The organism is Citrobacter telavivensis (genome assembly GCF_041807075.1).
GTDB classification, from domain to species: Bacteria; Pseudomonadota; Gammaproteobacteria; order Enterobacterales; family Enterobacteriaceae; genus Citrobacter_A; species Citrobacter_A telavivensis.
Genome location: NZ_JBGUBF010000008.1, coordinates 50,752 through 71,974, shown reverse-complemented (window position 1 = coordinate 71,974; position 21,223 = coordinate 50,752). Strand labels below are relative to the sequence as shown.

Here is a 21,223-nt window from a genome sequence, read left to right as displayed (position 1 = left end):
GCAGCCACGATTTCCCTGGTGTTGGCGCAGTATTCGCGCACCCCGGTCAAGCCGGGGTCATTTTTTTCCAGCGTTTGCCACCCAGGCTTTTAACACCGCAACGTCGTGTTGCCACTCCTGCTTCATCTCTTCAATCCATTCGCCCACGTTATCTTCCCATGCAGGAAGATCGGGTGACTGGATCTGCTGCCCCAGTTGTTGCAGATGACGAAGGCCAACAGAACCAGCAGCCCCTTTAATTTTGTGCCCTTCTTCAACCACACCTTTCTTATCACGCGCGGTCAGATTGGATTCCAGAACGCTTAAATAGCCTGGCATCATCTTCTCGAACACTGCCAACCCATCGGTAATCAGTTTCGGCCCCACCAGCTCTATGTACTGTTCCAGCATCGGAATATCTAATAGCGCTTGCGATTTACTGCTCTCTTCAGATTTCACCGTGCACTCCTCTTCGTCTTGGGTATCCCAGTACTTCTTAATCATGGCGGTTAACGCCGGTACCGATAGCGGCTTGCTCAGCACGTCATCCATACCCGCATCCAGATACTCTTTTTTATCTTTCAGGACGTTCGCCGTAAGCGCCACCAGTGGCGGCAGATCTTCACGCGTATAGCGCTGGGTCAGTTCGCGCGAAATATCGAGGCCGGTCATATCCGGCAACTGAATATCCAGCAACACCAGGTCATACTCACCCGGCGTGAACATCTCCAGCGCCGCTTTCCCGGTCATGGCGACATCCACGCTGTTGCCGAGTTTTTCCAGCACCGAGCGTGCCACAATGACGTTCAGTTCGATATCTTCCACCAGCAGGACGTTCAATGCCGGCAGCGGCAAATCATCATCCTCAAATGCATCTTCAACTTCTTCCGCCACCGCAGGCGCATTGACGGTCAAGGTAAAGATCGAGCCTTTGCCGGGCTGACTTACCACGGTGATGTCCCCGCCCATGTTTTTCGCCAGACGTCGCGAGACCGCCAGACCGATGCCCGTACCGGTCGCCGGTTTTCCGCCGTGGCTGTCTTTCACCTGATAATACATGGCGAAGATTTTATCCTGCTCATCCTGCGGAATGCCGATGCCAGAGTCTTCCACTTCAAAGTGCAGAATGCTGCCTGCGTCGTAACGGACGCGCACGGTCACCTGACCCTGCTGGGTAAATTTCACTGCGTTGCTGATAAGGTTCCACAGGATCTGCCGCAGACGCGTTCCGTCGGTCACGACTTTATGCGGCAGCGGCAAGGTCGGGTCGAGCACAAAACGCAATCCTTTCTGCTGCACCTGCAGGCCAGAGAGGTTCTCCAGATCGGCCAGGAAGCTGGTGAAATCCACCGGCTGGTTATCCAGTTGAACTTTGCGCCGCTCCATCTTATCCATATCAATGATATCGTTGAAGATATTCCCTAGCGTCACGGCGGAGACATGGATAGTTTTCAGGTATTTTTCCTGCTCGGTCGTCAGTTCAGTGTCCAGCAGAATACGACTCAGGCCGACAATTCCGTTCAGCGGCGTACGCAGTTCGTGACTGATGGTGGAGATAAAGGTCGTTTTATCGCGACTGGCGCGTTCAAGTGCATCCTGATAGCGCTTGCGCTCGGTAATATCACGACCAAATCCCATCAGGCCATGACGTTTACCCACGCGATCGTAATAAGGTACTTTGCGGATTTCAAAACAGGCTTTGCGCCCGTCCGGATAATCGAGCCATTGCTCATAGGTCAGCGACACATTATGGCGGAAGACTTTTTCGTCAGTCTCAATGACCTTTTCGGCCGCTTCCGGCGAGTACACATCGGCAGGCTTTAAATGCACCAGTTGCTTTTCGCTTTTGCCGGTGAGCAATTCCATCGCCCGGTTACAGCCGGAAAACTCTTTATCTTCATTGCGATAAAAAACCAGATCTGGCGAGGCATCCAGAAAGGAACGTAAGAAAGAGGATTGCTGTTCAAGCTGAATCTGCGCCTCTTCGCGCTCTTTGATCTCAACTTTGAGCTGTTCAAACGTTGACTGGCGTTCCGCCTCCGCCTTTTCGCGGTCGGCAATCTCCTGATTCAACTGCGAAATATTATCTTTCAGTTGGACGTTAAGCTTGAGGTCGCGTTCGCGCATCTCTTCCAGCTTTTGCACCAGTCGGGATAACCGCTGACGGGACTCCTCCAGTTGCTCCACCACCACTGACAAAAAATAGACCGCCCAGGGGGTGATTAACAAACCAAAGAAAATGGAGCGAATGACATCGATCTGTTCGACCCGACCATGCAGCACCATGGTGACCGCCATCTGCACCACAATTGCCAGCACAACGAGCGCTAACGCCAACAACAGCGAAAAGCGCACCAGACCCAATTTCATCATCAGGTCCACATAGTACTGCGCCAGCATACGAATTTGCTTCATCAGGGATTTCCTTTACGACAACCTGGCACAATAATACTCAATTCTGCGCAAGACGTTAGAGAATGTGCAAGAAATCCGTAGGCCCGTCATAGTTCAGGCGTCAGGCGAAACCCATGGCCTCCCAAGCGCAGAACCCTGTACGCCATGAGTATTCAAATAACGATCCAGTTCGACCATCCCGGTCCAGCGGTTTTCGCACCACAGCGGTGCCAGCAGCGTGGGGCGGCGTGCGCTGGCAGAAATACGATGATAAATCACCTCCGGCGGCGTATGGCGGATCATCTCGCCTGCAGTTTGCGTGTAGTCCGCCAGTTCAATCCCGTTCAGACGCCCCGCCTCCCAGGCCCTGGCCATAATGCTGCCCTTCACGATGTGCAGCGGGTGCAGTTTGATGCCATCCACTCCCGTCTCCACCACCCGCTCAAGCGTTTGCAGGCATTCGGCCTGCCCTTCTCCCGGCAGGCCGACAATAAGATGCGAACAGACTTTCAGTCCGCGTTCACGCGCAAGGCGGGTCGTGCGCTGATAGCAGGCAAAATCGTGCCCGCGATTGATACGATGCAGGGTTTTGTCATGCGCGGTTTGCAATCCCAGCTCCAGCCACACTTCATAACCCTGATCTTTATATTCGCAGAGCAGATCGAGAACCGCCGCCGGCACGCAGTCGGGACGCGTCCCCACGCACAGGCCGACAATACTGGCCTGGCTGACTGCCTGCTGATACATCGAACGCAACACCTGCACTTCAGCAAAGGTACTGGTGTAGGCCTGGAAGTAGGCCAGATAACGTTTCGCCCGATTAACCCGATGCGCCTGGTGCGCGAGCTGTTCCGCGATCGAATGATGCTGCTGCGCTTCATCCGCAAAAGAAGCAACATTACAGAAGGTGCAACCGCCGCGTCCGATGGTGCCATCGCGATTTGGGCAGCTAAATCCACCGTGGAGCGTCAGTTTATGAACCTTTTGTCCATAACGACGAGAAAGATCCCCACCAAACATATTGACTAATTTCTGTAACTGCATAATCTGATAGACCGCGCCTTGAAAAGAGGCCAAAGCCTGCCATTTTTAGCCCTTGTCGGCGATGACCTGGATCAATCGCCCCGGCAGGCTTTTATCAATTGCATATCCAGTCAAAATAAACGATATTTCATTCACAACCCAGCCAATTACTTTTCCTTATCTCCGGCCATTTTTTTTATCTTCTGACGTCGATTGCGCAAAAACAGTGACATAAAACGCCATATCGCAACAAACCAGCATGAAACACTGCATATAACGGTGAATAAAGCGGAGACATGAGCTAACAGGCGGTTATGACAGTGAGACAGATCACACTCCCCGCCTCGTTTCCAGTACGTTAATTCAATGTCAAAATGATATTATTCTTAATACTTTCATCAAGATATATGCTCGATAGCACATTATTAGAGAAATAAGATTGCCATTTGACCTGTGTGTGGATTCCCGATAACGTGGAAATCCGCTGGAAGCTTTCTGGATGAGCGGTGTGCTCATCATATTTATGCAGTAATTGAGATTCCCTCTGACAGCAAGTCCTCAAACTTGTTTGACCTAAGCGAAAAGGATAAAGAGGGCGAATGCGAGGTAAGCGTATGACACGCAAACCCCGTCGCCATGCTCTTGGTGTGCCCGTGCGCAAACGGTATCGGAAGGGGGTCCCGCAGAGCCTGGGGAGGTTCACTGATATGTTGTACGATAAATCCCTTGAGAAGGATAACTGTGGTTTCGGCCTGATCGCCCACATAGAAGGCGAACCTAGCCACAAGGTAGTGCGTACCGCCATACACGCACTGGCCCGAATGCAGCACCGTGGCGCAATCCTCGCCGATGGTAAAACGGGCGATGGTTGTGGTCTGCTGCTGCAAAAACCTGACCGCTTTTTCCGCATCGTTGCCGAAGAGCGCGGCTGGCGTTTAGCCAAAAACTACGCGGTCGGTATGATCTTCCTGAACAAAGATCCTGAACTGGCCGCTGCATCTCGCCGTATTGTCGAAGAAGAGCTTCAGCAGGAAACCCTGTCGATTGTTGGCTGGCGCGATGTGCCGACCAACGAAGGTGTACTGGGTGAAATCGCCCTCTCCTCCCTGCCGCGTATTGAACAAATTTTTGTGAATGCCCCTGCGGGCTGGCGTCCACGCGATATGGAACGTCGTCTGTTCATCGCCCGTCGCCGTATTGAAAAACGACTGCAGGAAGACAAAGACTTCTACGTCTGTAGCCTGTCAAACCTGGTCAACATCTATAAAGGTCTGTGTATGCCGGCGGATCTGCCGCGCTTCTACCTGGACCTCGCGGACCTGCGTCTGGAATCGGCCATCTGTCTGTTCCACCAGCGCTTTTCCACCAACACCGTGCCGCGCTGGCCGCTGGCGCAGCCGTTCCGCTACCTGGCGCACAACGGTGAGATCAACACCATTACCGGTAACCGCCAGTGGGCCCGCGCCCGTACCTATAAATTCCAGACCCCGCTGATCCCGGATCTGCACGACGCCGCGCCGTTCGTTAACGAAACCGGCTCCGATTCCAGTTCCATGGATAACATGCTGGAACTGTTGCTGGCCGGGGGGATGGATATCATCCGTGCCATGCGCCTGCTGGTGCCGCCGGCCTGGCAAAACAACCCGGATATGGATCCGGATCTGCGCGCCTTCTTTGACTTTAACTCCATGCACATGGAGCCGTGGGACGGTCCGGCGGGTATCGTCATGTCCGACGGGCGTTTCGCCGCCTGCAACCTCGATCGTAACGGCCTGCGTCCGGCGCGTTATGTCATCACCAAAGACAAGCTGATCACCTGCGCGTCTGAAGTCGGGATCTGGGACTACCAGCCTGACGAAGTGGTCGAAAAAGGTCGCGTCGGCCCGGGTGAACTGATGGTTATCGACACCCGTGGCGGCTGCATTCTGCATTCGGCCGAAACTGACGACGACCTGAAAAGCCGCCATCCGTATAAAGAATGGATGGAGAAGAACGTCCGTCGCCTGGTGCCGTTTGAAGATCTGGCTGACGATCGGGTGGGCCAGCGTGAACTGGACGACGACACGCTCGCCAGCTACCAGAAACAGTTTAACTACAGCGCCGAAGAGCTGGATTCCGTACTCCGCGTGCTCGGTGAAAACGGTCAGGAAGCGGTCGGCTCAATGGGTGACGATACCCCGTTTGCCGTACTTTCCAGCCAACCGCGCATTATTTACGACTACTTCCGCCAGCAGTTTGCTCAGGTGACTAACCCACCTATCGATCCGCTGCGTGAAGCACACGTCATGTCGCTGGCGACCAGCATCGGTCGCGAGATGAACGTCTTTTGCGAAGCGGAAGGCCAGGCGCACCGTCTGAGCTTTAAATCGCCGATCCTGCTGTATTCCGATTTCCAACAGCTCACCACGATGAAAGAAGAGCACTATCGCGCTGACCGGCTGGATATCACCTTCGATGTAACGCAAACCACGCTGGAAGAAACGGTCAAAGCGCTGTGCGATACCGCCGAGCAGATGGTACGCAGCGGCACCGTTCTACTGGTGCTGACGGATCGTAATATTGGCAAAAATCGTCTGCCGGTACCGGCTCCAATGGCGGTCGGCGCGGTACAGACGCGGCTGGTAGAACAAAGCCTGCGCTGCGATGCCAACATCATCGTCGAAACCGCCAGCGCCCGTGATCCACATCACTTCGCCGTGCTGCTGGGCTTTGGCGCAACGGCCATTTATCCGTACCTCGCGTACGAGACGCTGGGCCGTCTGATAGACACCCAGGCGATCGCCAAAAACTACCGTACCGTGATGCTGAACTACCGTAACGGCATCAATAAAGGGCTGTACAAGATCATGTCCAAAATGGGCATTTCGACCATCGCCTCCTACCGCTGCTCCAAACTGTTTGAAGCGGTAGGTCTGCATGATGATGTCGTTGCGCTGTGCTTCCAGGGCGTGGTCAGCCGTATCGGCGGCGCGGGTTTTGCTGACTTCCAGCAGGATCTGCTGAACCTGTCTAAGCGAGCCTGGCTGGCGCGTAAACCGATTACGCAGGGCGGCCTGCTGAAGTATGTGCACGGCGGCGAATATCACGCCTACAACCCGGATGTTGTACGTACTCTGCAACAGGCGGTTCAGAGCGGTGAATACAGCGACTATCAGGAATACGCAAAACTGGTCAACGAACGTCCCGCGACGACGCTACGCGATCTGCTGGCGATTAACCCCGGCGACGAGGCGGTCAGCATTGAGGCGGTCGAACCGGTAAGTGACCTGTTCAAACGTTTTGATACTGCGGCAATGTCGATTGGCGCACTGAGCCCGGAAGCACATGAAGCGCTGGCCGAAGCGATGAACAGCATCGGCGGTAATTCTAACTCTGGTGAAGGCGGCGAAGATCCGGCGCGCTACGGCACCAATAAAGTGTCGCGCATCAAACAGGTGGCTTCCGGTCGTTTCGGCGTCACGCCGGCGTACCTGGTTAACGCCGACGTCATTCAGATTAAAGTCGCTCAGGGCGCTAAGCCCGGCGAAGGCGGTCAGTTACCGGGTGACAAAGTGACCCCGTACATCGCTAAACTGCGCTACTCGGTGCCGGGCGTGACGCTGATCTCCCCGCCGCCGCACCACGATATCTACTCTATCGAGGATTTAGCACAGCTGATTTTCGACCTGAAGCAGGTTAACCCGAAAGCGATGATCTCCGTGAAGCTGGTTTCTGAACCGGGTGTCGGCACCATCGCCACTGGCGTAGCGAAAGCCTATGCGGATCTCATCACCATCGCCGGTTATGACGGCGGCACCGGTGCAAGCCCGCTCTCTTCGGTGAAATACGCGGGCTGTCCGTGGGAACTTGGACTGGTGGAAACCCAGCAGGCGCTGGTCGCTAACGGCTTGCGTCACAAGATCCGTTTGCAGGTCGACGGCGGTCTGAAAACCGGCGTGGATATCATTAAAGCGGCGATTCTCGGCGCAGAGAGCTTCGGCTTCGGGACCGGTCCGATGGTGGCGCTGGGCTGTAAATACCTGCGTATTTGCCATCTGAACAACTGTGCAACCGGCGTGGCAACCCAGGACGACAAACTGCGTAAGAACCACTATCACGGTCTGCCATTTAAAGTCACCAACTACTTTGAGTTCATCGCTCGCGAAACTCGCGAACTGATGGCGCAGCTTGGCGTGACGCGTCTGGTGGATCTGATTGGCCGTACCGACCTGTTGAAAGAACTGGACGGGTTTACCGCCAAACAGCAGAAGCTGGCGCTGTCCCGACTGCTGGAAACCGCAGAACCGCATCCCGGCAAAGCGCTGTACTGCACCGAAAACAACCCGCCGTTTGATAATGGCGTGCTGAACGCGCAGTTACTACAACAGGCGAAGCCGTATGTCGACGAACGCCAGAGCAAAACCTTCTGGTTCGATATTCGCAACACCGATCGGTCCGTTGGCGCATCGCTCTCGGGGTATATTGCTCAGACCCACGGCGATCAGGGACTGGCCTCTGACCCGATTAAAGCGTACTTCAGCGGCACGGCAGGCCAGAGCTTCGGTGTCTGGAACGCGGGCGGCGTGGAGCTGTATCTGACCGGCGATGCCAACGATTATGTCGGTAAAGGCATGGCGGGCGGCCTGCTGGCGGTACGTCCTCCGGTTGGTTCCGCTTTCCGCAGCCATGAGGCGAGCATCATCGGTAACACCTGCCTGTATGGTGCGACCGGTGGTCGTTTGTATGCGGCAGGGCGGGCAGGTGAACGTTTCGGGGTACGTAACTCCGGCGCGATCACCGTGGTGGAAGGGATTGGCGACAACGGTTGTGAATACATGACCGGCGGGATCGTCTGTATCCTCGGCAAAACCGGGGTGAACTTCGGCGCAGGCATGACGGGTGGGTTCGCCTACGTGCTGGACGAAGACGGCGAATTCCGTAAACGCGTGAACCCAGAACTGGTCGAAGTACTGGGCGTTGATGAACTGGCTATCCACGAAGAGCATCTGCGTGGCCTGATCACCGAACACGTGCAGCATACCGGTTCGCAGCGCGGAGAAGAGATTCTGGCCAACTGGTCAGCCTTCGCCAACAAATTCGCGCTGGTTAAACCGAAGTCCAGTGATGTGAAAGCACTGTTGGGTCACCGTAGTCGTAGCGCAGCAGAGCTGCGCGTGCAGGCGCAGTAAGGGGTAGCAACAATGAGTCAGAACGTATACCAGTTTATCGACCTGCAGCGTGTTGATCCGCCGAAGAAGCCGCTGAAGATCCGCAAAATCGAGTTTATTGAAATCTACGAACCGTTTTCAGAAGGTCAGGCAAAAGCGCAGGCAGACCGCTGTCTGTCCTGCGGCAACCCGTACTGTGAGTGGAAATGTCCGGTTCATAACTACATTCCAAACTGGCTGAAGCTCGCCAATGAAGGACGAATCTTTGAAGCTGCGGAACTGTCTCACCAGACCAATACGCTGCCCGAAGTGTGCGGACGCGTGTGCCCACAGGACAGACTCTGCGAAGGTTCCTGTACGCTGAACGATGAGTTTGGCGCCGTCACCATCGGCAACATCGAGCGTTATATCAATGATAAAGCGTTTGAAATGGGCTGGCGTCCGGATATGACCGGCGTTCGCCAGACCGACAAACGAGTGGCGATCATCGGCGCCGGCCCGGCTGGACTGGCCTGTGCCGACGTGTTAACCCGCAACGGTGTGAAGGCCGTGGTGTTTGACAGGCATCCGGAGATCGGCGGCCTGCTGACTTTTGGCATTCCGGCCTTCAAACTGGAAAAAGAGGTGATGACCCGCCGCCGTGAAATTTTCACCGGTATGGGGATCGAGTTCAAACTGAACGTGGAAGTGGGTCGTGATGTACAGCTCGACGACCTGCTGAAAGAGTACGATGCGGTATTCCTCGGCGTCGGCACCTATCAGTCCATGCGCGGCGGGCTGGAAAACGAAGATGCCGATGGCGTGTTCGATGCCCTGCCGTTCCTGATCGCCAACACCAAGCAGATCATGGGATTTGGTGAAACCACCGACGAGCCGTACGTCAATATGGAAGGGAAACGCGTGGTGGTGCTGGGCGGCGGCGATACCGCCATGGACTGCGTGCGGACCTCCGTTCGTCAGGGTGCAACGCACGTCACCTGCGCCTATCGTCGTGATGAAGAGAACATGCCGGGCTCCCGCCGCGAAGTGAAGAACGCGCGCGAGGAAGGCGTTGAGTTCCAGTTCAACGTGCAGCCGCTGGGCGTGGAAGTGAACGCCAATGGTAAGGTCTGCGGCGTGAAAATGGCACGTACCGAAATGGGTGCGCCGGATGCGAAAGGCCGCCGCCGTGCGGAGATCGTAGCGGGTTCCGAGCACATCGTGCCGGCAGACGCCGTGGTCATGGCGTTTGGTTTCCGTCCTCACAGCATGGAGTGGCTGGCGAAACACAGCGTCGAACTGGATTCTCAGGGTCGAATCATCGCCCCGGAAGGCAGCGACAACGCTTTCCAGACCAGCAACCCGAAAATCTTCGCCGGTGGTGACATTGTGCGCGGTTCGGATCTGGTGGTTACCGCCATTGCCGAAGGGCGCAAAGCGGCTGACGGGATCATGAACTGGCTGGAAGTGTAGTAAACCTTTCTGACTCCCCTGCCCCGAGAACTCGCTCAGGGATGGGGAGTCACCCTTGTTCTTCACAATATCCCACCTCCATTCTTCGAAAGCGGCTCGCAAATATCGCCGTAATTGGATGTAATGGGCTGAGAATAATTGACCGCCTATCCCCTTAAGTATACTGATAGCGATATATTTTCAATTCGTAACTATCATGTCAGGGATAATATGATGGCAACAACATCAGCACAACACACAGGCGATTATCAGCAAATCCACGACGGCATTATCCATCTGTTGGATACCGCCAGGACAGAGACCGTCCGCAACATCAACGCGATCATGACGGCGACGTACTGGGAAATTGGCCGACGCATTGTCGAGTTTGAGCAGGGCGGTGAAGCGCGGGCAGCTTATGGTACTCAACTGATTGAGCAACTGTCCGTTGATTTAACCCGGCGCTATAAACGTGGGTTTTCTACAAGAAACCTATGGCAAATACGCAATTTTTATATTTATTTTCAACATGTTGAAATTCCGCAGACACTGTCTGCTGAATCTCCTCTTCTGGTACAACTCGCCAGGATATTCCCGTTGCCCTGGTCAGCCTATGTCCGGCTCCTGTCGGTTAAAAACGCAGATGCCCGCACCTTTTACGAGAAAGAGACATTACGCAACGGTTGGTCGGTACGACAACTCGATCGGCAAATCGCTTCTCAGTTTTATGAACGGACACTGCTGTCTCATGATAAACCCGCATTGCTGCAACAGGCCGCACCCACCGTGCCCGACGTCTTACCAGAACACGCAATACGCGATCCCTTTATTCTCGAATTCCTCGAACTGAAGGATGAGTATTCGGAATCCGATCTGGAAGAAGCGCTGATTAACCATCTGATGGAATTTATGCTTGAGCTCGGTGACGATTTCGCGTTTGTCAACCGCCAGCGCCGATTACGCATTGACGATAGCTGGTTTCGCGTCGACCTGCTTTTCTTCCATCGCCGCTTGCGCTGTCTGTTAGTCGTTGACCTGAAAGTGGGAAAATTCAGCTATGCCGACGCAGGACAAATGAACATGTACCTGAACTACGCGAAAGAGCACTGGACAATGCCTGGGGAAAATCCGCCAGTCGGGTTAATCCTGTGTGCGGGAAAAGGGGCTGGAGAAGCACACTATGCGCTGAACGGTTTACCGAATACTGTGATGGCAAGCGAGTACAAAGTGCAATTACCTGACGAAAAATTACTGGCAGATGAACTCATCCGTTCGCAAATAGCACTGACAGCGCAGAAAATTGAATCCTCAGAAACGCCTTTGACGGAATGATGAACGGGCGGAATATAAAAACGTAAGGCCGGATGGTAAAAACCATCCGGCCTTTTCATGCGGCTAACAGGCTGGCGCGCACCTTCACGACAACTTTCTTAATCTCTTTCGGTTCACCAACACAGCATCCTGGCTTGTGTGGTTCTCCTGGCATAAACACCGCGAACATACCCGGCTGTAGGGAAATGGTCTGGCAATCAGCAATCTCACGGCAAAGCTGATAGTCCTCTTCTACATGCACCTCTTCACACTGCCGTGCGGAATCAACCACGCCGAACTGAATACGCTCCTCCCCGGTCAGTAATAGCTGGATATCGATATACTGCTCGTGCCGCTCTGCCTTTTTCTCTGTGGACGATTGCGTGGCAAACTGCATCACATTCATAAAGATATCGTCCCCGCGTAGCTCAACGCGACCAGGGACTTGCTCTTGTGGTCTGGCGGTCAACGCCAGCGTCAGCGCCTCTTCCAGCACGGGATGCAGACCCGCTGCAGACAACGAACAAACTTCACCCAATATCATCCTTTTTCTCCCTGTGCTAACAATGCCGCGCCCAGCAGTCCCGCGTCGTGACGGTAGTGTGCTGCGCTTAATTCAACGTGATAAACCGGGGGCATCTGTTCGAGACAGGCGCGGACCTGCGCCAGATACCCTTGCGCCAGTCCAACGCTGCCGCCGACAACCACCCGCTGGCAATCGGTGATCGCTTTCGTATCGGCTATCAGTCGCGCCAGCACCTGTGCGGAGTATGCGACCAGACGGCTGGCCTGTTCATCACCCTCTGCCGCGCGGGAAAAAATGGTTTTCGCATCACATCCGGCGAGCGCCCCTTGTGCCGCTGCGGCAATCCCGCGCCCCGACGCGATCGCCTCGACGCACCCCACCCGCCCGCAGCCGCACATCGGCCCGTTAGGATCCGCGAGGGTATGTCCCAGGTGTCCGGCCAGGCCGCCAGTGCCGGTAACTAAACGACCGCCGCTGATCACCCCCCCGCCCACACCGGTTGAAACGGTGATAAACACCATATCGCGCGTATCATCGGCCATGGCGTGATACTCCGCCCATGCGGCGGCCTGTGCATCGTTGACCGCCAGCGTTGGTAAACGGGTGAGGGCTTCTAACGTCTGCACCAGCGGAAAGTGAAGCAATCCGCCCAGGTTCCCCGGGTTAATCGCCAGCAGATTCCCTTCACGAATAATCCCCGTCGAAGCAATTGCCACCCGATGCGCCTGTGCCTGCAACGGTTGCACCAGCGTTTTCAGCGCGTCGCACAGTGCCTGCGACGTTTTACTGGCAGGTGTGGGCAGCTCGCGACGTTCGCGAATCTGCAAATCATCCTCCACCAGCGCGGCGGCAAGTTTCGTGCCGCCAATATCAATTGCCAGTGTCGTCATAGCACCGCCTTTTTCAGCGCCGTGTTATACCACTCGCAGATGTGCTCCAGCCGGGTAATAGCCGATCCGACCGTCACTGCCCAGGCACCGTGTCGCATCGCTTCACCAGCCTGCGCCGGGGTGTTGTAACGGCCTTCGGCAATCACCCGACAACCGGCTTCGCTCAGCGCTTTCACCAGCGCCAGATCCGGCTCTGCAGGCGTTTCTGCCGTGGTGTAACCCGAAAGCGTGGTGCCAATAATTTCTGCACCGAGCGCCTGACAGGCCAGACCGTCCTTCAGCGAGGAGCAATCGGTCATTGCCAGCAACTGGTGATGATGAATACGGGCCAGCAGCGCTGCGACCGGCACCGGACGGACACGGTCAGTCCCGTCAATCGCAATAATGTCCGCACCGGCCTGCGCCAGCGCATCGACATCCTCCAGAAACGCGGTAATGCGCACCGGAGAATCCGCAAGATCGCGCTTGAGAATGCCGATTATCGGTACGGAAACGACGGCACGCGTCGCCTTCAGATTCTCAACACCTTCAATACGCAACGCGACGGCACCCGCCTGCTCTGCCGCCAGCGCCATCGCCGCCACAATCTCAGGTTTATCCAGTGGGCTGCCGGGAACCGGCTGGCAGGAGACAATCAGACCACCCTGCGCGGCAATGTTTTTATCCAGTTGTGCAAGTAACGACATACCTCTTCCCTTACGAATGCTGCCCGGTACAGGACCGGGCAAGTGGATTAACTTTTGCTTTTGACTAAAGGGCTTTTATCACCGCCGAACGGGATGGCACCGCTAAACGGTTTACCGTCGATAGCGTCATGGGTACGCAGCGCCTCAGGTCGCAGCCAGCGCTGGACGCGGGACGGCATATCCAGACCAATCAGCAGGATCACCACAAAGGTCAGGCTGAAAGAGAGCGATCCCAACGCGGTCCCCAGATCCAGACGCTGGGCAATCAGCGCCCCCAGAATCGGTGCCAATGCCCCGCCGAGCGCCCCGACGTTATAGGTGAAGCCCAGACCGGCCGCACGCTGATCGGTATCGAAATAGCCGCCAATCAATTTCGGCAAGATCCCGGAGATTCCTTGCCCCAACATCTGCTGGAAAAACAGCAGAAAGCCGAGCACCCAGACGTTAGTACCGCCTATCGCAAACACCGGAATGATCAGCACCTGTGAGGCCAGCAAGCTGCACACATAAGCTTTACGGGTCCCCAGCCAGTCACCGAGGAAGCCACCCACGCAGCAACCGACCGCGGCGCCAAAGCCGCTAAAGAAGAGCACGCGCGCCACGGTGGAAGGATCGTATGCCAGTTCAGTTTTCAGATAGGTAGGCAGCAGCGCCTGAATCGGCCACGAGTAGAGGAAAGCAAACAAGACGACAACCATGAGCGTGACGCCCGTCGGCCAGCGCTTGCCGCTGCTTTGTACCATGAAGCTGATGAAGATCACCGCACACAGCAAACCCAGTACCGCGACAATCGCCGCATTTTGCAGGTCGCCGGCAAAGCAGAACCACAGTGCCGTCGCCGCCGCTATTGTCATCAGAATATTGACGACGCGATGCTCACCCCGGTAGAGAATATCAACCATCGTGCGTACCGGCGCTTTGCCCGCATGCTTCTCTTTCCAGTCCTCAGCTTCCGGTATGTTTTTGCGCAGCCAGAGGGCAAAAATAATCGGCAGAATGCCAATGAAGAACAGCGCGCGCCAGCCCCAGACCGGCACAACCAGGCTGTAGACCTGAGCCGCAATCACGGCACCAACGGAGAAGCCCGAGATAAGAAAACCACTGGCCTTATTACGCAGATGCTTCGGCCAGCTTTCAATAACATAGGTTGCACTGGAGCCGTATTCGCCCGCCATCCCCATGCCAATCACCAGTCGGGCGATAAACATGGTGGTGTAACCCGGCGCAAAACCACAGGCCAGCGTCCCCATTGAAAATAGAATAATACTGGTGACCATTGCCAGACGGCGTCCATAGCGGTCGCCCATTGCACCCAGCATTAACCCGCCAAACCAGCGGGAAATAAAAGCTGCCGAAATCAGACTCGCCGCCTGAACCGTCGTCAGCCCAAATTCTCCCTGTACTTCCGTCAGCACAAGGGCAATCAACACAAAATCAAAACCATCCAGCAAATATCCCAGCCATGCGGCGGAGAATGCCCGCCATTGTGCCCGGTTGAGATGGCGATACCACGGGATGCTTTGGGTAGAAGTACTCATTTTACTCTCCCGACGATTTTTTTATTGTATTGCCGGATGGCGGCTTCGCCTTATCCGGCCTACGTATCGTGTTGTGTTTTGTAGGCCGGATAAGCATCAGCGCCATCCGGCACCCCATCAGGAACGTTCCGCCATCAATTGTTCCGCCAGTGCTTTCAGTGCAGGCACGTATTTTTCCTCTACAGGGGCAAACGGCTTACGGCATAGTGGTACAGAAATCACATCCATATAGTGCAGAACCGTTTTCAGCCCACGGAACACGCCGGCCTTAATGAGGAGATCGATAACCTTATTGCACTCTGTTTGCAGCTTTTGCGCCGTCCGGATGTCGCCTTCTTTGAGCGCTTTCACAATTCCCAGATATCGCCAGCCCATGATGTTGTAAGTGCTGCCGATACCACCGTCCGCTCCGGCCAGCAGGCCAGAAGCGAAAATTTCGTCATAACCGTTATAGAGCACCAGATCCGGATGCGCGCGGCGGATCTGTTCCATCTGAAACAGATCGCCCGACGTTTGTTTCAGTGCGCCAACGCCAGGCAATGTCACCAGCGTGTTGATCTGATCCAGCGTTAACTTCACGCCACTCAACGCCGGAATGTTATAGACCACCATCGGCAGGCCATCTGCTGAATCAATAATGGCCCGGTAATGATCGCAGTGTTCTTCAAAGCTGAACGGATAGTAGAACGGCGTTACCGCAGAGACCGCATCAAAGCCGTAACGGTGCGCTGCGCGAGCGAGTTGCTGGCTCTCGTGAGTGCTGACCGTTCCAACATGAGCGATAAGCGTCACCTTGCCCTTCGCCTCTTCCGCGACCACTTCCAGCACCTGCTCCCTTTCCGCACAGTTCTGCACAAAGGCTTCGCCGGTAGAGCCACCGACGTACAGCCCATCAATACCCTGAGCGATGTTAAAACGCACCAGTCGGCGCAGGCTCTCAATATCCAGTTTTTGTTGGTTATCGAAGGGGGTTAACAACGCTGGCATCACGCCTCGTAAATCTTTTGCCATAACGACCTCTGTCATGATTAGTGTTATCTAACTGCATACCTTTATACCTGTTATACCAGATCAAATAAGCAGCAGCACAATACAGAACGCTTATAGTGCGATCTGCTTCACTAATCGATCGTCAGGATCGCGATCACTTACGTGTTTTTGAATTTTTACCGAGCGCGTGCCAGGTGGCGGAAACGCTGTTGAGATGAGATTGCAAGGCGCGGTCGGCTTCATCCGGATCGCGCTGGCGAATGGCCTCTACGATGGCAATATGCTGCTGATAACTCACGTTATTGTGCTCGTAAAGCTCACGATCCGACACGGTCGGGCGAGCGGCGATCAGCCAGTCAAGCAGCGCAACGTGGATCGCCATAAAGATCGGATTGCCGGGGATCTCCGCCAGCACGCGATGAAAATCGACATCTGAACGGATGAACAGCGCGTTATCATCCAGCGACTGACTGTTGATCTCCAGTGCTTTTGTCAGCAGATCAATTTGTTCCTCTGTCGCATTCTCCGCGGCATAACGCACGAGGCTGGACTCAAAGAACAGACGCAATTGCTCAAAGTGGGCAATACCGCCAGGATGTGCGAGGAAATCTTTCGCCATTCCGGACAGTTCACCAATGATGGTGTCCGCCGAAGGACGTGAAACGCGGGCGCGTTCGCCGTTGTTGATTTGCACCAGACCTTTGCGCTTCAGCGCTGCCAACGCCTCACGTACAGAAGGACGACCGACGTTGAAAAAGGCCATCAGTTCCCGCTCGGACGGCAACTGTTCTCCCTCGCCGAATTCACGACGACGGATCATCTGCTCTAACTCTTCCTCGACCATTTCCGACAGCTTTTTACGCGCCAGCGGACGACGACGAAGGCTACGCCCAATGGTAGCGGGAGAATCTTCTGCTTGCGAATCGAATGCGTTCATAAGACCTATTTGCGAATCACGGTGACAAACAACAGCAGGCTCATCGTAACACAGGATCGGAAGGAGGGCGAAACCGTGGTCGGCGCGATCAAAAACAGGCCTCACTGGGCCTGTTTTCATCTATTTAACAACACGTAATGCCGGTCGACCACCACGCGGGGGTGGCGGATCGTCATCCGGGCTGTTGTCATCATCATGATCCGGCTTATCACCGTCAATGACAGACATAACGGTTTCGCTCTCTGCGCCAGATGCCGCATCATCATCGTTGAGACTGGCAACATCCTCGTCATAGGCCGCTTCCGGTTCAAACATCGTTCCGGCACCGTTTTCACGCGCATAAATAGCCAGCACTGCGGCTAACGGCACAGAAACCTGACGCGGAACACCGCCAAAACGGGCGTTAAAACGCACCTCGTCATTTGCCAGCTCCAGATTCCCCACCGCACGCGGCGCAATGTTCAGGACAATCTGCCCGTCGCGTGCATATTCCATTGGGACATGCACGCCAGGCAACGTCACATCCACCACCAGGTGCGGCGTGAGCTGGTTGTCCAGCAACCACTCATAGAAAGCGCGCAGCAGATACGGACGACGTGGTGTTAGCTGTGACAAATCCATCGGTATTAACCCCGGCCAAGACGCATTTCGCGTTCAGCTTCGGTTAAGGACGCCAGGAAAGAATCACGCTCGAAGACGCGGGTCATATAACCTTTCAATTCCTTCGCGCCCGCCCCACTGAACTCAATTCCCAACTGCGGCAGACGCCACAGCAACGGCGCCAGGTAGCAATCCACCAGGCTGAATTCATCGCTCAGGAAATACGGTTTCTGACCGAATACCGGTGCAATCGCCTGCAGCTCTTCACGCAGTTGTTTGCGGGCAACGTCAGCTTCTGAAGCAGACCCGTTAACGATGACGTTCATCAACGTATACCAGTCTTTTTCGATACGGTGCATGTACAGGCGGCTTTCACCACGTGCCACCGGGTAAACCGGCATCAATGGCGGATGAGGGAAACGCTCATCCAGGTATTCCATAATGATGCGAGATTCCCACAGGGTCAGCTCACGATCCACCAGTGTCGGGACGCTCTGATTCGGGTTGAGGTCAATCAGATCCTGCGGGGGATTGTCCTTTTCCACGTGCTCGATCTCGAAACTTACACCTTTCTCCGCCAACACAATGCGGACCTGATGGCTATAGATGTCAGTAGGACCAGAAAACAGCGTCATTACCGAACGTTTGTTGGCAGCGACAGCCATGAAAACCTCCAGGTATATTCAGAATTTTTACTGCTACCGGCCATCGCATGGCCAGTCAGAAGTGATGACACCCACTTCGGAAAAGTCATCATCGTTCAAAAAGCAAACAAAAAATGAGCAATACCCGATATTTGGGCGGAAAATTGGATGATAGTTTACCAGATTTTGTGACCTTTGTGGTGAGTCGATTCTGGAAATGGGGAAAAAGAGGGTTTTGTCAGAGGATTACGCCAGGTTTATTCATAAAAAAACCCGCCGAAGCGGGTTTTTCGCCAACGGTAATCTGCCAAAGGCAGAAAACAATTAACGTTTGGAGAACTGCGGACGACGACGTGCTTTACGCAGGCCGACTTTCTTACGTTCAACCTGACGAGCATCACGAGTAACGAAGCCAGCTTTACGCAGTTCGCCACGCAGGGACTCATCGTACTCCATCAGAGCGCGGGTGATACCGTGACGGATCGCACCAGCCTGACCAGAGATACCACCACCTTTAACAGTGATGTACAGATCCAGTTTCTCAACCATGTCGACCAGTTCCAGCGGCTGACGAACTACCATGCGGGCAGTTTCACGACCGAAGTACTGTTCCAGAGAACGTTGGTTGATAACGATTTTGCCGTTGCCCGGTTTGATGAAAACGCGAGCTGCGGAACTTTTGCGGCGACCAGTGCCGTAGTATTGATTTTCAGCCATTGCCTATAATCCCGATTAGATGTCAAGAACTTGCGGTTGCTGTGCCGCGTGGTTGTGCTCGTTGCCAGCGTAAACTTTCAGTTTACGGAACATAGCACGACCCAGCGGGCCTTTTGGCAGCATGCCTTTAACCGCGATTTCAATCACACGCTCAGGACGGCGGGCAATCATCTCTTCAAAGGTCGCTTGTTTGATACCACCGATGTGGCCGGTGTGGTGATAGTACACTTTGTCAGTACGCTTGTTGCCGGTTACAGCAACTTTGTCAGCGTTCAGAACGATGATGTAATCACCGGTATCTACGTGCGGAGTGTATTCCGCTTTATGCTTACCGCGCAGGCGACGAGCCAGTTCAGTAGCCAGACGGCCCAGAGTTTTACCGGTCGCGTCAACAACGTACCAGTCGCGTTTTACGGTTTCTGGTTTAGCTGTAAAAGTTTTCATTAAAAGCTTACCCAATAAATAAGTTACACGTTGGTGAACACCCAAACGTTATGTCAGTTGAGGTTCACACGACAAAGTCCGGCAAACCTACCCCTTCGAATAGCCAATGCCAGCACACAAAAAGTTTTGGGAAAAAAACTTTCTTGTAACGTGGGGTCGCAAGATTATAGAGAAGTCGGGGTCAAAGATCGACCCCTAAATGTGATTTGCCCAACAGTTTGTTGGTAGGCGTCAGGGCATATGTTCCCGCTTCAGATACTCTTCGCTCTGCATCTCCTGCAAACGCGACAGACAGCGCTGAAATTCGAACTTCAGTCGCTCGCCCTGATACACCTCATAGAGAGGCACGGCGGCGCTCACCACCAGCTTGACGTGGCGTTCGTAAAATTCATCCACCAGCGCGATAAAACGGCGCGCTTCGCTTTCCATCAGCGGCGTCATCACCGGTACGTCAAACAGCATGACGGTGTGGAACAACCGGGAAAGCGCAATGTAGTCATGCTGGCTACGGGCATCGACACACAGAGTGTGGAATGACACCGCCAGCGTCTGGTTTTCCATACCCAGCGTCGGCAACGGGCGGTGATTGATCTCCAGAACCGGCCCCTGTTCACGTTTGACACCCGCCAACGCCAACCAGAGGTTGTCCATCTGCTGCTGCGTTTCATTATTCAGCGGAGAGAGCCACAAATGCGCCTGGGTCAACGTCCGCAGACGATAATCCACACCCGCGTCTACGTTCATGATGTCGCAATGTTGTTTAATCGCATCGATCGCGGGAAGAAAACGCGTGCGCTGTAACCCGTTACGGTAGAGCTCATCAGGCGGAATGTTCGATGTCGCCACCAGCGTAATACCGCGCGCAAACAGCGCCTTCATCAGACCGCCGAGCAGCATGGCGTCAGTAATATCAGAAACAAAAAACTCATCAAAGCACAGCACATCCGTCTCGGCCTTAAAGCGGTCGGCCAGGATTTCAAGCGGATCGGTTTGCCCCTGCAGAGCCGTTAACTCCTCATGCACGCGCAGCATGAAGCGGTGGAAGTGCAGGCGCTGCTTCCGAACGCCTGGCAGGCTATGGTAGAACAGATCCATCAGCCAGGTTTTCCCTCGCCCTACGCCACCCCACATATATAAGCCTCGCACCGAAGCGCTATGCGCCGCTTCCTTTTTTCCCAACAGCTTACCGACGCGGGCCATAAACCCTTTTGTTTCAGGGACTGAGGTTTTGTTCGAGGTCAACGCCTGATAAATAATCTCCAGACGATTAACCGCCTCTTTTTGCACGTCATCGGGCTGGTGAGTACCATCGTTAATGGCTTTCAGGTAACGGGATGTGGGGGTAAAGCTTTGCATGATGTTATTGTTATTCCTTGAAAATCGGTGTGCCGTCGTTCACGGTTGACGAAAAAAAGGCCGTTCTACACTACGCGATATAAAGACGGGATTCCACTTCTGCGGGATTAGCGGTTATAGTGGCAGTATCAGGCGCAGGCATGGAGCCTAAAGCCAACACCCTACGGAAACAAAAGACAACGGGAGATGTTCATGACCTGGGAATATGCGCTAATTGGGTTAGTCGTCGGCATCATCGTCGGTGCTGTAGCCATGCGTTTTGGTAACCGGAAATTACGTCAGCAACAGGCGTTGCAGTACGAACTGGAAAAGAATAAAGCCGAGCTGGAAGAGTATCGTGAAGAGTTGGTCAGCCATTTTGCCCGCAGCGCTGAGTTGCTGGACACCATGGCCCACGATTACCGCCAGCTGTATCAGCACATGGCGAAAAGCTCCAGCAGCCTGCTGCCGGAACTGTCAGCGGAATCTAACCCGTTCCGTAACCGTCTGGCCGAGTCTGAAGCCGGTAACGACCAGGCACCGGTACAAATGCCGCGTGACTATTCCGAAGGCGCATCCGGCCTGCTGCGTAGTGGTGCAAAGCGCGACTAATCGCACATCGTTAATATTT

17 protein-coding genes are annotated in these 21,223 nt (G+C 54.7%); 4 read left to right on the top strand and 13 right to left on the bottom strand.

The annotated features are described in order from the left end of the window. Positions 1-57: 57 nt before the first annotated feature. Together arcB and mnmL are read right to left on the bottom strand one after the other, a co-directional pair. Positions 58-2,394, bottom strand: a complete 2,337-nt coding sequence (gene arcB, locus ACERJC_RS22060) for an aerobic respiration two-component sensor histidine kinase ArcB (protein WP_178825893.1) — start codon at positions 2,392-2,394, stop codon at positions 58-60. A gap of 93 nt (positions 2,395-2,487) precedes the next feature. Beyond that, positions 2,488-3,417: a tRNA modification radical SAM protein MnmL/YtqA gene (mnmL, locus tag ACERJC_RS22055; RefSeq protein ID WP_178825891.1), complete on the bottom strand. Its 930-nt coding sequence runs from the start codon at positions 3,415-3,417 to the stop codon at positions 2,488-2,490. Between the two features lie 686 nt (positions 3,418-4,103). Between mnmL and gltB the strand changes: the two genes are divergently transcribed. The 3 genes from gltB (at position 4,104) to ACERJC_RS22040 (ending at position 11,306) form a co-directional block, all read left to right on the top strand. Then, positions 4,104-8,564, top strand: a complete 4,461-nt coding sequence (gltB, locus tag ACERJC_RS22050; RefSeq protein WP_373672491.1) for a glutamate synthase large subunit — start codon at positions 4,104-4,106, stop codon at positions 8,562-8,564. Between the two features lie 12 nt (positions 8,565-8,576). Continuing rightward, positions 8,577-9,995, top strand: coding sequence for a glutamate synthase subunit GltD (gene gltD / locus ACERJC_RS22045; RefSeq protein WP_152406172.1), 1,419 nt, complete (start codon positions 8,577-8,579; stop codon positions 9,993-9,995). 213 nt (positions 9,996-10,208) lie between these two features. After that, on the top strand, positions 10,209-11,306 hold the full coding sequence (locus tag ACERJC_RS22040; protein WP_373672506.1) for a PDDEXK nuclease domain-containing protein: 1,098 nt from the start codon (positions 10,209-10,211) through the stop codon (positions 11,304-11,306). 55 nt (positions 11,307-11,361) lie between these two features. Here ACERJC_RS22040 and nanQ read toward each other — a convergent pair whose 3' ends face one another. The 11 genes from nanQ to zapE form a co-directional block, all read right to left on the bottom strand. Next, positions 11,362-11,829 carry an N-acetylneuraminate anomerase gene (gene nanQ / locus ACERJC_RS22035; RefSeq protein WP_373672490.1) on the bottom strand — a complete coding sequence of 156 codons (468 nt, stop codon included), beginning with the start codon at positions 11,827-11,829 and terminating at the stop codon, positions 11,362-11,364. Beyond that, positions 11,826-12,701 carry an N-acetylmannosamine kinase gene (gene nanK, locus ACERJC_RS22030; protein ID WP_286631714.1) on the bottom strand — a complete coding sequence of 292 codons (876 nt, stop codon included), beginning with the start codon at positions 12,699-12,701 and terminating at the stop codon, positions 11,826-11,828. The genes nanQ and nanK overlap by 4 nt, the downstream gene beginning before the upstream one ends. Continuing rightward, positions 12,698-13,387, bottom strand: a complete 690-nt coding sequence (locus ACERJC_RS22025) for an N-acetylmannosamine-6-phosphate 2-epimerase (protein WP_371896107.1) — start codon at positions 13,385-13,387, stop codon at positions 12,698-12,700. The genes nanK and ACERJC_RS22025 overlap by 4 nt, the downstream gene beginning before the upstream one ends. Before the next feature lie 47 nt (positions 13,388-13,434). Beyond that, positions 13,435-14,925 (bottom strand): MFS transporter, encoded by a 1,491-nt coding sequence (locus tag ACERJC_RS22020; RefSeq protein WP_373672488.1) that lies wholly within the window; start codon positions 14,923-14,925, stop codon positions 13,435-13,437. Between the two features lie 117 nt (positions 14,926-15,042). After that, complete coding sequence (nanA, locus tag ACERJC_RS22015) at positions 15,043-15,936, bottom strand: N-acetylneuraminate lyase (RefSeq protein ID WP_373672487.1); 894 nt, start codon at positions 15,934-15,936, stop codon at positions 15,043-15,045. Between the two features lie 133 nt (positions 15,937-16,069). After that, on the bottom strand, positions 16,070-16,861 hold the full coding sequence (gene nanR, locus ACERJC_RS22010) for a transcriptional regulator NanR (protein ID WP_371896144.1): 792 nt from the start codon (positions 16,859-16,861) through the stop codon (positions 16,070-16,072). Between the two features lie 111 nt (positions 16,862-16,972). After that, on the bottom strand, positions 16,973-17,473 hold the full coding sequence (gene sspB / locus ACERJC_RS22005; RefSeq protein ID WP_152406178.1) for a ClpXP protease specificity-enhancing factor: 501 nt from the start codon (positions 17,471-17,473) through the stop codon (positions 16,973-16,975). Between the two features lie 5 nt (positions 17,474-17,478). Continuing rightward, positions 17,479-18,117: a stringent starvation protein SspA gene (sspA, locus tag ACERJC_RS22000; RefSeq protein WP_042998321.1), complete on the bottom strand. Its 639-nt coding sequence runs from the start codon at positions 18,115-18,117 to the stop codon at positions 17,479-17,481. A gap of 303 nt (positions 18,118-18,420) precedes the next feature. Beyond that, the gene (gene rpsI, locus ACERJC_RS21995) at positions 18,421-18,813 is read right to left on the bottom strand and encodes a 30S ribosomal protein S9 (protein ID WP_000829815.1); all 393 of its coding nucleotides are present in this window, start codon (positions 18,811-18,813) and stop codon (positions 18,421-18,423) included. A gap of 15 nt (positions 18,814-18,828) precedes the next feature. Beyond that, the gene (gene rplM, locus ACERJC_RS21990; protein ID WP_000847559.1) at positions 18,829-19,257 is read right to left on the bottom strand and encodes a 50S ribosomal protein L13; all 429 of its coding nucleotides are present in this window, start codon (positions 19,255-19,257) and stop codon (positions 18,829-18,831) included. A gap of 231 nt (positions 19,258-19,488) precedes the next feature. Beyond that, positions 19,489-20,613, bottom strand: a complete 1,125-nt coding sequence (gene zapE / locus ACERJC_RS21985) for a cell division protein ZapE (protein ID WP_178822971.1) — start codon at positions 20,611-20,613, stop codon at positions 19,489-19,491. 192 nt (positions 20,614-20,805) lie between these two features. On the opposite strand from zapE, the gene zapG reads away from it, so the two are divergent. Next, positions 20,806-21,204, top strand: coding sequence for a Z-ring associated protein ZapG (gene zapG / locus ACERJC_RS21980; RefSeq protein WP_043001761.1), 399 nt, complete (start codon positions 20,806-20,808; stop codon positions 21,202-21,204). Positions 21,205-21,223: the final 19 nt, after the last annotated feature.